Genomic DNA, 12,141 nt, shown 5'->3' with positions numbered 1-12,141 from the left:
CGTTACATACCGGAAAGTGTCTGTGGCAGACGAAAAAATGAGCTGCCGACAGGAAGCTGGGTGGTACCGCGGTATAGATATGATCGTCCCTTTGCACGTTTTGTGCGAAGGGATTTTTTTATGTCATGTCGCAAGCGACCGCGCGAGACGCCCGAATGTGCCAGAGAACATCCTTTATGCACAAATTCGTGTCCACAAGTTAAAGCAATATCAAGATAAAAAGCAACAAAAGTAATAGAAGGAGAGAAATCATGCAGGATTTAAAAGAGCTGAATGAAGTGATCACTGCGATCAAAGAGGAAATCCGCCAGGGTGCGGATGCTCTGACGACTTCCAAGAGTGTCTATGAGTTTAAGAAGACCTTTCTGGATAATAAGCAGGGCAGAATTGGTCTGCTGATGAAAGAAATGCGTAATGTTGCCAATGATCAGAAAGCGGAATTTGGTAAGACAATCAACGGCGCCAAGGAGTGGGCAAACAATTTCTTTGACGAGCTGGATCAGAAATTAAAGGAGAAAGAGCAGCAGCAGCGCTATGAATCAGAGAAGATTGATATTACGATGCCGCCGGTTAAAATCCGTTACGGCAAGCTGCATCCAGTTACGACGGTCCGCAATCAGCTGACGGATATCTTCACCTCTATGGGATTTGAGGTATATGAGGGAACCGAGATAGAGACCGATTATTATAACTTTACGGCTTTAAATACACCGCAGGATCATCCGGCACGCGATATGCAGGATACATTCTACCTGTCTCCGGAGTTCTTGCTTCGTACCCAGACATCGGCTGGACAGGTTCATGTCATGGAAGCGAAAAAACCGCCGATCAAGGTTGTTTCCCCGGGTAAGGTATTCCGTTCTGATGATGATGCGACCCATTCTCCGATGTTCAGCCAGATGGAAGGCCTGGTTGTTGATGAGGGCATCACCCTGTGTGATTTAAAGGGTATGCTGGATATGTTTGTTCAGAGAATTTTCGGTGAGCAGACAAAAACGAGACTTCGTCCGTCCTATTTCCCGTTCACGGAGCCGTCTGTCGAGGTCGATGTAAGCTGCTTCCAGTGCGGCGGAAAGGGCTGCCGTCTGTGCAAGGAAACTGGCTGGATCGAGGTTCTCGGCGCTGGTGTGGTAAATAAGAAGGTACTGGAAAACTGTGGCATTGATTCCAATAAATACAGTGGATTCGCATTCGGATTGGGTCTGGAGCGTATCGCAATGCTGAAATACGGCATCAACAACATCAAGATGCTTTTTGAGTCTGATCTGCGTGTGCTGGATCAGATCGATGACTGATCAGGACAGGAGGATTAGAAATGCTTGTACCGTTAAGCTGGTTAAAAGATTATGTAGATATTAATATTTCCGCAGATGAGCTGGAGAAGAAGCTTTTTGACTGTGGATTTGAGGTAGAAGAAAAATGGCAGGTTGGCAAGGATATCAGCGGCATCGTCGTTGGTTATGTTGACTCCTGTGAGCCGATTCCGGAAACACATCTTCATGTGTGCCAGGTCAATGTAGGTGGTCCGGAACTCTTACAGATCTGCTGTGGCGCTGACAATGTAAAAGCTGGTGGAAAATTCCCAGTTGCCATGATTGGCGCGAAAGTATATGCAACTGCAAAAGATCATGTGACGATCGAGGGCGTGGCTACCATTAAAAAGGGTAAATTGAGAGGTTATGAGTCCCAGGGTATGCTGTGTTCTGGTACCGAGCTTGGCTTAAACGAGGATCTGTATCCGGGTGCTGGTTACAACGGATTGCTGGTTCTGCCGGAGGATGCGGAAATTGGTTCGGATGTCAAAGAGCTGACCGGCTTAAATGACTGGATCTTCGATGTTTCTATCACGCAAACCGTCCGGATTGCCAGAGTATTTTCGGTCTGGCAAGAGAGGTTGCTGCCGCACTGGGCGAGCCGCTCAAGACGCCGGCACTGGATTACACTGAGACAAAAGTTGAGAAAGAAGGCTTCAACGTAACGGTAGAGGCACAGGATCTTTGCCCGCGTTACATTGCACACTATGTATATGACGTAAAACTGGGTCAGTCCCCGGCATGGATGAGACGACGTCTGGCTTTGGTAGGGAATAATTCCATTTCCAATATTGTTGATATTACAAACTATATCATGCGTGAGTTAGGTCAGCCGCTTCATGCGTTTGACTGCGATTATCTGGAGGGCAATGCGATCAACGTAAGACGCGCGGCCGAGGGCGAGAAGATCGTGACGCTGGATGAGAAAGAATTTACCTTAAATCCGAACAATCTGGTTATCTGCGACGGCAAAAAGCCGGTAGCACTTGCCGGAATCATGGGTGGTTTAAATTCTGAGATCCGTGATACCACGACGGAAGTGATGTTTGAGGCAGCTAAATTTGCCCGTGACAACATCCGCAGAAGCTCCCGTGCATTAGGACAGGGATCCGACGCGAGCCAGCGATATTCTAAGGGCGTCGATGAGTACACAACTGAGATGGCGATGAAACGTGTCCTGCACCTGGTTGAGGAGCTGGGAGTTGGTAAGATTTCCAAGACCCATAAAAATGTAAATACCGGAAACTCCTTAGAGCCGACTACCTTCAAGACAAGTGTTAAGAAGGTAAACGCTGTTCTGGGTATTACCGTTCCGGACGAGGATATTTTACGCATCCTGACTGGTTTAAACTTCCAGCCGGAGATCAACGGCGACGAACTGACCATGCATTTCCCGGCATACCGCGAGGATATGGAAGATTATCCGGATGTTGCCGAGGAAGTGATCCGTATGTACGGCTATGACCATATCGTTTCCACCTTTATGCCGACTGCAAAGGTAACCATCGGCGGAAGCAACCTGCGTCAGAGAACCATTCTGAAGGTAAAGAGAACGCTGTGTAGTGTTGGCGCATTTGAGGGAATGCATTATTCCTTCTTCTCCCCGTCGGATCTGGATGAAATGGGATTTGCAGAGGACGCGCCAGAGCGCAGGGCGATCCGCATCATGAATCCGATCAACGAGGATCTGTCCCTGATGAGAACAACACTGGCACCGCAGATGATTCATGCGATGGGACGCAACCAGAAGAGAGGCATCTTCGAGGGACGTATCTTCGAGATTGGAAATGCATTTATTCCGAAGTCCCTGCCTCTGACGGAATATCCAGAAGAGCGAGAGACGCTGTGCATCGGTGCATTTGGTAAGGAAGAGTCCTTCTTTACCTTAAAGGGAATGGCAGAGGCAGTTGCCGATGTTTTAAATATTACTTTTAACTATGAAAAAGCAGAGAAACCGTTCCTGCATCCGTACCAGACCGCAGCGATCTTCTGCGAGGGCGAGGAGATTGGTTACCTCGGCAAGGTAAAATATGAGATCATGAAGGAAGAGGCAATGCGCGAGGATGCGTATGTGCTGGAGATCAGCATGAAAGCGCTGGAAAAATGGTATGGAAAAGCCAAAGTATTTGAGCCGCTTCCAAAATTCCCGGAGGAAAAACGTGATCTGGCGCTGGTTATGGACAAAGACATCACCTGCGGACAGGTTGAGGGCTGTATCCGCGAGGCTTGTGCTTACGTCAAGGATGTTAGCCTGTTCGACGTATACGAGGGCAGACAGATCGCAGCCGATAAGAAATCGATGGCATTTACCGTTCTCTTCACTCCGAAGGAAGAGGCGTTCAAGGCAGATACCGTTGACGGATATGTCAAGAAAGTGCTGAAACAGCTGAATAAGACGTATGGAATTGAGCTGAGAAGCTGATTTTGAAGGAAAGAAAAGGCTGCTGTCCAGAGAGAGAAACTTTGGACGGCAGTCTTTTTGTGTTCACAAAAAATGTTTGATGATAAGTTTGATTATGCTTCATGTTCTATTCGTATAATCACAATATCATTTAATTTCAAAACCATATTTTTCTGCGGAAGCACCGACAGATCATCGCGCAGCACCAGAAATATCTTGATATTCTGCTCTTCTTCCATCTCTTCAATGGTTTTTCCGGCATACCGTTTATCGACGAAAACCTCGGCAATTTCCTGAATATCCGCGTCCTTCATGCTGGACAGGCTGCTCTTGCGCTGGTACTGTTCGACGAAACCGGCGCTGATGATACCGGTTGGGATCGCGACGGCACCGACTCCGAGGTAGGCGATGCAGATCGCCATCACGCGCCCAAGCGTTGTGACCGGGTAAATATCGCCGTAACCGACGGTCAGCAGCGTGGACATACTCCACCAGATGCCGCTGAATGCATTGCGGAAAATGTCCGGCTGAGCGTTGTGCTCGACACTATACATGCACATGCTGCTCGCCAGCATCAGCACCATGACGATGAACACAGAGGAAATGATCTGGTTCCGTTTTTCATAGAGTACGGTGGTAATGATGTTGAACGAGTCGTATTTCGCATTGAGCCGGAACAGATGGAAAATCCGCGCCACGCGCAGCATACGGAAAATGATGAAGCCCGACAGAAAAAAGACCGGGATGATCGTCAGTAGATCCACCACTCCATCAAAGGAAATGAGAAAGCAGAACCGGGCGCGTCCCGGCGTTTTTTCTGGATAGAGATAGTCGGCAGTCCAGATGCGCAGCGCGTATTCAATACAGAAAATCAGGACACTGGCATGTTCCAGCATGGTAAACAGACCACCGAAGGATGTTAATTGCTCGAATGTTTCCAGAAACGTGACAATGATATTGCAGATGATCGTGAAGGTGATGAAAATATCGAATGCACGGCTGATACGGTTGCTCTTGTCGCCGATCTGGATGATGTTAAATATTTTTTCTTTCATAGTGGATATTTTTATAATAATTTTTGGGTGAATGTGTTTCCCTGTTGGTATAAAAGAGGGGGGTATCTCAGTCGAGAAGACTCCCACCTCTTCAGGTGGTGAGTAATAGCAAATTTGTCTCAGTGGAAGCCTTGTCTCCGACTGAGATAAACGCTCCGCGAGGTTGCACAGTGATTTTGATAGGAATATGTCAGCTTCGCTGACCAGGATCACGCGCTAAGTCTCACGGACGTTCGACTTGAATATAGTTGCAGATACTATTATTGTATCATTTTCAGGCATCCCTTGCAATCTTTCTGGTGTCTGGGTATAATTTCTGTAGGTAATTTAAAAAGGTAAAATGCTTTGTTTAAAACGGCCGCATTTAAAATAGAAGGTGCCGTATAATAGCAAGCATGCTCACAAAGGAGGAATACGATGCTGTTTATTTATTATCCAAAATGCAGTACCTGCCAGAAAGCGAAAAAATGGCTGGATGCACAGGAAATTTCATATACAGAGCGCCATATCGTGGAGGAGAATCCGACGTATGAGGAATTGAAGAAGTGGCAGGCGAGAAGCGGGCTGCCGATCAAGAAATTTTTCAATACGAGCGGGATGCTATATAAGGAAATGCAGTTAAAGGATAAGCTGCCGCAGATGAGCGAGGACGAACAGTTGAAGCTGCTTGCCACCAATGGGATGTTGGTAAAACGCCCTGTCATTGTGGATGGAGATACTGTTTTAACGGGATTTCGGGAGAAGGAATGGGAAGAGAAGCTGCGGTGATGGACTGGGAGCAGAAGTTTCCTTTCTTACGTGAAAAAGGACACGTGGTCTCGCTGATTGGCGGAGGCGGAAAGACGACGCTTCTGTATGCGCTGTCGGCGTACTGCACGGCGAAGGGATGGCGGGTGCTGACGGCGACGACGACGCATATTCGGAAGCCGGTAAATGTGCCGTGGATTGTGGTAAATGAGGAAGAAAATACCGCGTGGGAGAATGCCAGAAAAGAGCGCGATCGTCTCTGGCAGCAGGGAACCTATGTCGTAGCCGGAACCCCAGCCCCACACGAAAAATTGACAATTCTGCCAGAATCGATTCGAAGCGAGTGGATTTCGGATGCAGATATCACATTTCTGGAGGCGGATGGCGCGAAATGTCTTCCGTGTAAATTTCCGGCGGCGTATGAGCCGGTGATACTGCCGCAGAGCGATATCGTGCTGGCGGTTGCGGGGCTGAGTGCCCTGTATCGTCCGCTGGGGGAGGTGTGCTTTCGGGCGGAACTGGCGATTGAGGCGTGGAACAGGGATGTGTGCGAGTATGGGGACGCAGCTTATCCCAAAGAAGGAAAAAGACTGCTCAAAGAAGTGCCCATTTCGAAAGATACGCCTTTGACCCCAGAACTTCTGGCGTGGCTTCTTGGTAGCGAAAACGGTGCCAGAAAAGATATATCGGGGCGTTCGTTTTTTGTGGTTCTGAACCAGGCGGACACGTCAGAGCGCCGGAGGATGGCAGAAAGGTACTGGATATCCTGAAACATAGCTACGGAATTCAGGGAATTTTAACTTCCTTTTCAGAAACAGAACGAAATCAGGGGTGAGAAAAATGAGTGAGAAAAAGGACATTGTATTTTGTACGGGCGGCGGCTGTACGGCGAAGCTGGGAGCCGGTGTTTTAAGCCGCATTTTGGAAAAACTACCGCGCGGCGAGAAGGATCCGAATCTTTTAGTCGGATATGACAGCCGGGACGATGCGGCAGTGTATCAGGTTACGGAGGAGCTGGCGCTGGTACAGACGGTTGATTTCTTCCCGCCGATGGTGGACGATCCGTATATTTTTGGACAGGTTGCAGCGGCAAATGCGCTGAGCGACGTGTACGCGATGGGCGGTGAGGTCAAGACGGCGCTGAATCTGGTGTGTTTTCCGGAATCAATGGATTTGAATGTTCTGGGACAGATTTTACAGGGCGGCGCGGAGAAGGTGGCAGAAGCAGGCGGCATTCTCGCGGGCGGTCACTCGATTGCGGACACGGGCGTGAAATACGGTTTGTCCGTGACGGGACTGGTAAATCCGAAAAAGCTGTACGCCAATGATGCCGGACAGCCGGGCGACCGCCTGATTTTGACAAAGGCATTGGGGGTTGGGCTGATTTGTTCGGCAAACCGCGTCGGAGAAGTGACAAAAGAGCAGATGGACGGAGCGGTACAGTCGATGACGACGCTCAATAAAACAGCGGCGGAAATCAGCCGGAAGTACACGGTTCACGCGTGCACAGATGTGACTGGGTTCGGTTTTCTGGGACATCTGCATGAAATGATGGGGCGCGGGCTGTCGTGCGAGATTGATGTGAAGCATATCCCGGTGCTTCCGGGCGCACGTGAGTCGGCAGATGCGTTTTTATACACGGCGGCAGGACAGAGAAACCGCAACCATGTCGGGGCGGCGGTGCAGTTTGAAAATGTACCGTTTTCAATGGAAGAGGTCTTGTTTGACCCGCAGACCTCCGGCGGACTTCTGATGGCAGCTGCCCCGGATGAGGCGGAGAAACTGGAACAGGAGCTGCAGAACGCCGGGCTTCCGGCGCGGATCGTGGGAACGATCACGGAACCGGGAGAGGTTGAAATTTTTGTACGAGGATAGGAGGAAACAGAAATGAAGAAAGTAGATGCAAGAGGAGACGCATGCCCGATTCCGGTCGTAAAGGCAAAACACGCGATAGAGGAACTTTCGGGTGCCGGACAGGTGGAAGTGCTGGTGGATAATGAGATTGCAGTTCAGAATCTGACGAAAATGGCGGAGCAGAAGGGCTATCAGAGCAGTGCAAAGAAGCTGGCGGATCAGGAATATCAGGTTATCTTTACGGTGGGTGAACAGACAGAAGAGGAAAAAGCACAGGCAGGAGCCGGATGCGAAGCCTGTATTCCGGACAGCCGTACCGATACCGTGGTTGTGATTGCCAATGATAAGATGGGCGAGGGCAGTGAGGAACTTGGAAAGACGCTTTTGAAGGCATTTACATTTGCCCTGACCCAGCAGGACAACTTGCCGAAAACCATTCTTTTCTATAACGGCGGAGCCAGTCTGACCTGTGAAGGATCTCCGATGCTGGAGGATCTGAAGACACTGGAGGCAGAAGGTGTGGAGATCCTGACCTGCGGCACCTGCCTGAATTTCTATGGTCTGACCGAGAAGCTGGCAGTCGGCGGTGTAACCAACATGTATGTCATCGCTGAAAAAATGCTGGGTGCTGGAAATGTGGTAAAACCATGATTTATATGGACAATGCGGCGACTTCGCTTCAAAAGCCGCTGCAGGTGGAACAGGCAGTCCTTGAGGCGCTTCGCACCGCAGGAAATCCAGGGCGCGGCGCGCATGAGGCAACCTTACATGCTTCAAGACTGGTGTACGGGGCACGTGCGGCAGCGGCAGAATTGTTCGATGCGGAAGATGCGTCGCGGATTGCCTTTACGGCAAACGCAACGGAGGCGCTGAACATAGCCATTTCCGGGCTGATCCGTCCGGGCGATCACGTGATCACGACGGTCTGTGAGCATAATTCGGTGCTGCGCCCTCTTTACCGTCTGCGTGATCAGGGAGCGACGCTTAGTTTTGTGGGTGTGGATGCGCGTGGAAATCTAAAATATGAAGAGTTGGAAGCATTTCTGCGCCCAGAGACGCGTGCGGTGGTAATTACCGGCGCGTCCAACGTGACAGGAAATGTGACGGATCTTTCCTATATTTCTTCGTTTGTTAAACGGAATGGACTGCTTCTGATTGTGGATGCGTCGCAGACTGCAGGGGAAGAACTGTTTTCCGTGCAGAAGCTCGGAATCGACGTGCTCTGTTTTACCGGGCATAAGGCGCTTCTGGGACCACAGGGAACCGGCGGGCTGTATGTGAAGCCGGGACTTTCGGTGGAACCGCTTCTGGTTGGCGGCAGCGGCATTCACAGTTATGATGAACACCATCCGAAGGAAATGCCAACGGCACTCGAAGCCGGGACGCTCAATGTCCATGGTCTGGCGGGGCTGGCAGCAGGCATCCGTTACCGGATGGATCAGGGGATCGAGAAATTGCAGAAACGGGAGCGGGATTTAACACGCCGTTTTTACGAACAGGTGAAGGAAATTCCGGGCATCATTGTGTATGGAGCTCCGGCGGCAAAATGTCATGCGCCGATCGTCTCCCTCAACCTTGCCGGGGAAGATTCGGCACGTGTGGCGGATGCACTCTGGGAAGAATACGGCATCTGCGTCCGCGCGGGGGCACACTGTGCGCCGCTCATGCACCGGGCGCTTGGAACGGTCGGTCAGGGAGTGGTGCGGTTCAGTTTTTCGCATTTTAATACGGAAGAGGAGATTGAGAGGGCAGCAGAAGCAGTTCGGGCACTGGCAGAGGAAGCGTAGGGGAGAAATTGGTAGTATGAGAGAAAAACATCCATTTATCGTACTGTCCTTTCAGACAACTGTGGCGGCGATGGAATGGGAAAAACGATGTATGGAAACGGGCATTCCGGGACGTTTAATTCCACTTCCGAGGGAGATTTCTGCCGGCTGTGGTCTTGCGTGGCGGATGCGTCCGGAAGAGTGGGAGCAGTGGAGCGGACGGATAGATACTTCTGTTTATGATAAGGTGTCGTGTGTGTGGCAGTAAAAAGAATTACTCTAAAAGCAGAAAACAAAATCAAAAGAATTATTTGAAGAAGAAGCTGCGTAAACAGGTAATGGAAATAATAGTAACAAAAGTGAGATAGGAGAAGGCATCCTCATGAAACGAGATGATTTAATTATTGTGCGCGGCGGCGGTGACCTGGCAACTGGGACGATTCATCGGCTCTGGGCGGCAGGGCTTCGGGTGCTGGTGCTGGAGATTGAAAATCCGGCGGCGATCCGGCGACAGGTAGCTCTGTGTGAGGCGGTTTATACAAAAACAACTGAGGTCGAGGGGCTTCGTGCTGTCCGGATTGATCGATATGAGGAGGCAGAAGCGGTCTGGCAGGAAAATAGCGTGCCGATTTTGATTGATCCGAAAGGCGTGTCGATTGGAGCGCTGAAACCGGCTGTTGTGATCGATGCGATTCTGGCAAAGCGAAATCTTGGAACCCGCCGGGATATGGCACCGCTCACGATTGCACTTGGTCCGGGCTTTACGGCAGGTGAGGATGTGGATGTTGTGGTGGAGACAAAGCGCGGTCACCGGCTGGGGCGAATTATCCGCGAGGGTGCGGCAATCCCGAATACGGGGATTCCGGGCGTGATCGGTGGATACGGTGCAGAGCGGGTGATTCACGCGCAGGCAGCGGGTATTTTCAAAAATGTGCGTGTGATCGGTGATATCGTCGAAGCCGGGGACACGCTCGCGGAGATTTGGCAGGAGGACGGAACGAAACTTCTGGTTCAGACACAGATCACAGGCATTCTGCGAGGTCTTTTGCGGGATGGTTATCGGGTGACGGAACATTTCAAGGTAGCAGATGTCGATCCGAGAAAAGAGGAACTTTCCAACTGTTTTCTGATCTCGGACAAGGCGAGATGTATCGCGGGAAGTGTACTGGAGTTGGTGTGTGCCCTGTTATGGAAGTAAAAGAGAGACTATAGCAATAGTTCCTTTGAGAAAAATTCTAAGAAATTTCATCCTAATCATTGACGTATAGCAAAAAAATAGCCACAAAATTCATTTCGTTTTGTTTTTGGAATTTAGCAGGAGAATGAATTTGTGGCTGTTTTTTATGAAAAATAACGTAAAGCTTTCTGGATAAGCTCCTTTGGCAGGCAGCTTTGATAAACATCAGGATCTGGTTTTGGAAGATGATCCCTATGATTGTTAGAATCTTCATGTCATAGGAAACTTCGTCCTATGACACAAAAAATGCTCCGCGGAAAAGCACAGCGAACTATAAAGACGCTGTGCCTTCCGGGGTTTCTTCCCCTTCATTGGCTTCCTCCATGGTGACAATCGGCTGGATGGCCTCATCGGTATAGCGGACGCGCAGGACAGCCTGGGGCCAGTTAAGCTTAATGAGAGCTGTTTTCTGCCGTTCTTTTCCGGCTTTTTCGATTAGGTCGAGCAGTTCACGCAGAACTTCTTTTGTCAGATAGCCGCCGCGCCAGTGAAACGTCAGTGTTTTTCCTTTTTTGGCCGCCTGTAAGGAGCGCTTGTAAACGTCCTCCTGTTTGGTAAAGGAGAGCTTCTTTTCTTTATAATAGAAATGGTCGCTGTCCGTGCAGGCAGGCGCTGGGGCGATGAGCGGTTCGTGGTCGCGGAAGATCGCCTTGTCGTCGAGATTGAAGTAATCGTAGCGGATTTCCTCGCCGGTCTGGCTGCATTTGCCGAGACTGTTGTCGAAGGTAGCGTCCAGATGGTAGTACGTTTTCCCGATCTTGACGATGTTCCAGGTATGGCGGTATTTGATGCCCTTTTCAGGGTTATTGCCGCAGAGCGCGATCATGCACCAGATGCCGAGCGTATCACAAAGAATTTTGACCGATTTGGCGATGCCCTCGCAGACACCGACGCCCTGTCCCAGAGGTCCGATGATCTCATGGGAGTAGGGCTTTTTTAATTTGTCATAGTGAACGTGTTCGCAGATAAAATCGTGGATATAGCGTTCTTTTTCCAGTTCAGTCAGCTTCATTGCCGGGCGGGCAAGTTTTTCGACGCGGGCGCCATCGCTTTCTGATGTTCGCGGATCTTGCCCTTGTCAAAGAGGTATTCCGGTATCAGGATCAGGTTCGGGGAATCTGGGTAATACTTATATTTAAAGCCAGAAGCCCAGAAAATCTCCGGGTGATCGAGCCGCAGTTCAAAAAATACATTGCTTAAATCCTTTCCCTCCAGGCGCGGAATCTGAAATTCGTCGGAGAGATTGGTAAGCCCCTGCTGCATGGCGCGGTAGGCGGCTTGCTGGTTCTTGTTCATGTGATTATAGTAAAATGGTTCCATTTTGATATTCCTTTGTAACTCTTTATATTTTAGTGTGATTCAGCCGCTTTCTCAATCTGCCCGGATTCCGGGTCAAACCAGACGCGATCGCCCTCATCGATTCCGGCATCATAGAGTGCCTGATCCGCGGTGCGTATCGTATATTCTGGATGCTCTGAGAGGTTTGCATTTTCAGTTGTGTCCAGCAGACGGACACAGACCATCGTTTCCTGTCCGTCCGGGCGTTCTTCACAGCCAAAATCGGATTCGTATATTTCTAAAACCCGGCAAAGACGCGGGAATGTTTGATTGTTGTTCATTGTGTATATGCCTCATTTCATGGGAAAATTTCTGTTTTTATCTTTTTAATTTTAGCAGAAGATAATAAGGCAGGCAAGTAGAGATGAAGGGGGAATAAATTAAATGCGAAGCCACGGCAAATTCCGTTACTGGACATGATGCGTGTACA

The 12,141-nt window shown here is 49.8% G+C and carries 14 protein-coding genes; 10 read left to right on the top strand and 4 right to left on the bottom strand.

Annotated elements, in window-relative coordinates; genetic code table 11:
- Nucleotides 1-251: 251 nt before the first annotated feature.
- Genes pheS through pheT form a run of 3 tightly spaced genes read left to right on the top strand, consistent with a single transcriptional unit; the run spans nucleotide 252 to nucleotide 3,735 of the window.
- A complete protein-coding gene (pheS, locus tag DW085_RS04845) occupies nucleotides 252-1,295 on the top strand; it encodes a phenylalanine--tRNA ligase subunit alpha (RefSeq protein ID WP_117796200.1) in 1,044 nt (347 codons plus the stop codon).
- A gap of 20 nt (nucleotides 1,296-1,315) precedes the next feature.
- Complete coding sequence (ytpR, locus tag DW085_RS20430) at nucleotides 1,316-1,978, top strand: YtpR family tRNA-binding protein (protein WP_243021981.1); 663 nt, start codon at nucleotides 1,316-1,318, stop codon at nucleotides 1,976-1,978.
- Nucleotides 1,873-3,735, top strand: a complete 1,863-nt coding sequence (gene pheT / locus DW085_RS04840; protein WP_347474990.1) for a phenylalanine--tRNA ligase subunit beta — start codon at nucleotides 1,873-1,875, stop codon at nucleotides 3,733-3,735. Before ytpR ends, pheT begins: the two co-directional genes overlap by 106 nt.
- A gap of 92 nt (nucleotides 3,736-3,827) precedes the next feature.
- Here the strand turns inward: pheT and DW085_RS04835 are convergent, their stop codons facing one another.
- Nucleotides 3,828-4,769 carry an ion transporter gene (locus tag DW085_RS04835; RefSeq protein ID WP_182430787.1) on the bottom strand — a complete coding sequence of 314 codons (942 nt, stop codon included), beginning with the start codon at nucleotides 4,767-4,769 and terminating at the stop codon, nucleotides 3,828-3,830.
- A 417-nt stretch (nucleotides 4,770-5,186) separates the two neighbouring features.
- Here DW085_RS04835 and DW085_RS04830 point away from each other — a divergent pair, with 417 nt between their 5' ends.
- The 7 genes from DW085_RS04830 to yqeB all read left to right on the top strand — a co-directional run bounded on the left by DW085_RS04830 (nucleotide 5,187) and on the right by yqeB (nucleotide 10,334).
- Nucleotides 5,187-5,537, top strand: coding sequence for an arsenate reductase family protein (locus DW085_RS04830; RefSeq protein ID WP_022359085.1), 351 nt, complete (start codon nucleotides 5,187-5,189; stop codon nucleotides 5,535-5,537).
- Complete coding sequence (gene yqeC, locus DW085_RS04825; protein WP_243033931.1) at nucleotides 5,516-6,286, top strand: selenium cofactor biosynthesis protein YqeC; 771 nt, start codon at nucleotides 5,516-5,518, stop codon at nucleotides 6,284-6,286. The genes DW085_RS04830 and yqeC overlap by 22 nt, the downstream gene beginning before the upstream one ends.
- Nucleotides 6,287-6,356: 70 nt before the next feature.
- Nucleotides 6,357-7,391: a selenide, water dikinase SelD gene (selD, locus tag DW085_RS04820; protein ID WP_118491644.1), complete on the top strand. Its 1,035-nt coding sequence runs from the start codon at nucleotides 6,357-6,359 to the stop codon at nucleotides 7,389-7,391.
- Nucleotides 7,392-7,403: 12 nt separating this feature from the next.
- The gene (gene yedF, locus DW085_RS04815; protein WP_022359082.1) at nucleotides 7,404-8,021 is read left to right on the top strand and encodes a sulfurtransferase-like selenium metabolism protein YedF; all 618 of its coding nucleotides are present in this window, start codon (nucleotides 7,404-7,406) and stop codon (nucleotides 8,019-8,021) included.
- Complete coding sequence (locus DW085_RS04810) at nucleotides 8,018-9,157, top strand: aminotransferase class V-fold PLP-dependent enzyme (protein ID WP_118491642.1); 1,140 nt, start codon at nucleotides 8,018-8,020, stop codon at nucleotides 9,155-9,157. Before yedF ends, DW085_RS04810 begins: the two co-directional genes overlap by 4 nt.
- Before the next feature lie 16 nt (nucleotides 9,158-9,173).
- Complete coding sequence (locus DW085_RS04805) at nucleotides 9,174-9,404, top strand: DUF3343 domain-containing protein (protein WP_118491640.1); 231 nt, start codon at nucleotides 9,174-9,176, stop codon at nucleotides 9,402-9,404.
- A 114-nt stretch (nucleotides 9,405-9,518) separates the two neighbouring features.
- Nucleotides 9,519-10,334, top strand: a complete 816-nt coding sequence (gene yqeB, locus DW085_RS04800; RefSeq protein ID WP_118491638.1) for a selenium-dependent molybdenum cofactor biosynthesis protein YqeB — start codon at nucleotides 9,519-9,521, stop codon at nucleotides 10,332-10,334.
- Between the two features lie 310 nt (nucleotides 10,335-10,644).
- Here the strand turns inward: yqeB and DW085_RS04790 are convergent, their stop codons facing one another.
- From DW085_RS04790 to DW085_RS04785, 3 genes are read right to left on the bottom strand one after another with little or no spacing between them, the layout of a single operon-like run.
- On the bottom strand, nucleotides 10,645-11,385 hold the full coding sequence (locus DW085_RS04790) for a transglutaminase domain-containing protein (protein WP_347474980.1): 741 nt from the start codon (nucleotides 11,383-11,385) through the stop codon (nucleotides 10,645-10,647).
- Complete coding sequence (locus tag DW085_RS20425) at nucleotides 11,382-11,693, bottom strand: hypothetical protein (protein WP_347474979.1); 312 nt, start codon at nucleotides 11,691-11,693, stop codon at nucleotides 11,382-11,384. Before DW085_RS20425 ends, DW085_RS04790 begins: the two co-directional genes overlap by 4 nt.
- 29 nt (nucleotides 11,694-11,722) lie before the next feature.
- Entirely contained in the window at nucleotides 11,723-11,992 is a 270-nt protein-coding gene (locus DW085_RS04785) for a hypothetical protein (RefSeq protein WP_118491634.1), read from the bottom strand.
- Nucleotides 11,993-12,141: the final 149 nt, after the last annotated feature.

It is taken from the genome of Clostridium sp. AF50-3 (assembly GCF_003477445.1).
GTDB classification, from domain to species: domain Bacteria; phylum Bacillota; class Clostridia; order Lachnospirales; family Lachnospiraceae; genus Otoolea; species Otoolea fessa.
The sequence above is the reverse complement of the archived record's forward strand: the minus strand, read 5'-3'. Positions and strand labels throughout refer to the sequence as shown.

Excerpts from the sequence above, each read along its gene's own strand:
- pheS (WP_117796200.1), top strand. The coding sequence starts at position 252 with ATGCAGGATTTAAAAGAGCTGAATGAAGTGATCACTGCGATCAAAGAG.
- ytpR (WP_243021981.1), top strand. The coding sequence starts at position 1,316 with ATGCTTGTACCGTTAAGCTGGTTAAAAGATTATGTAGATATTAATATT.
- DW085_RS04835 (WP_182430787.1), bottom strand. The coding sequence starts at position 4,769 with ATGAAAGAAAAAATATTTAACATCATCCAGATCGGCGACAAGAGCAAC.
- DW085_RS04830 (WP_022359085.1), top strand. The coding sequence starts at position 5,187 with ATGCTGTTTATTTATTATCCAAAATGCAGTACCTGCCAGAAAGCGAAA.
- yqeC (WP_243033931.1), top strand. The coding sequence starts at position 5,516 with ATGGGAAGAGAAGCTGCGGTGATGGACTGGGAGCAGAAGTTTCCTTTC.
- selD (WP_118491644.1), top strand. The coding sequence starts at position 6,357 with ATGAGTGAGAAAAAGGACATTGTATTTTGTACGGGCGGCGGCTGTACG.
- yedF (WP_022359082.1), top strand. The coding sequence starts at position 7,404 with ATGAAGAAAGTAGATGCAAGAGGAGACGCATGCCCGATTCCGGTCGTA.
- DW085_RS04810 (WP_118491642.1), top strand. The coding sequence starts at position 8,018 with ATGATTTATATGGACAATGCGGCGACTTCGCTTCAAAAGCCGCTGCAG.
- DW085_RS04805 (WP_118491640.1), top strand. The coding sequence starts at position 9,174 with ATGAGAGAAAAACATCCATTTATCGTACTGTCCTTTCAGACAACTGTG.
- yqeB (WP_118491638.1), top strand. The coding sequence starts at position 9,519 with ATGAAACGAGATGATTTAATTATTGTGCGCGGCGGCGGTGACCTGGCA.
- DW085_RS04790 (WP_347474980.1), bottom strand. The coding sequence starts at position 11,385 with ATGAAGCTGACTGAACTGGAAAAAGAACGCTATATCCACGATTTTATC.
- DW085_RS20425 (WP_347474979.1), bottom strand. The coding sequence starts at position 11,693 with ATGGAACCATTTTACTATAATCACATGAACAAGAACCAGCAAGCCGCC.
- DW085_RS04785 (WP_118491634.1), bottom strand. The coding sequence starts at position 11,992 with ATGAACAACAATCAAACATTCCCGCGTCTTTGCCGGGTTTTAGAAATA.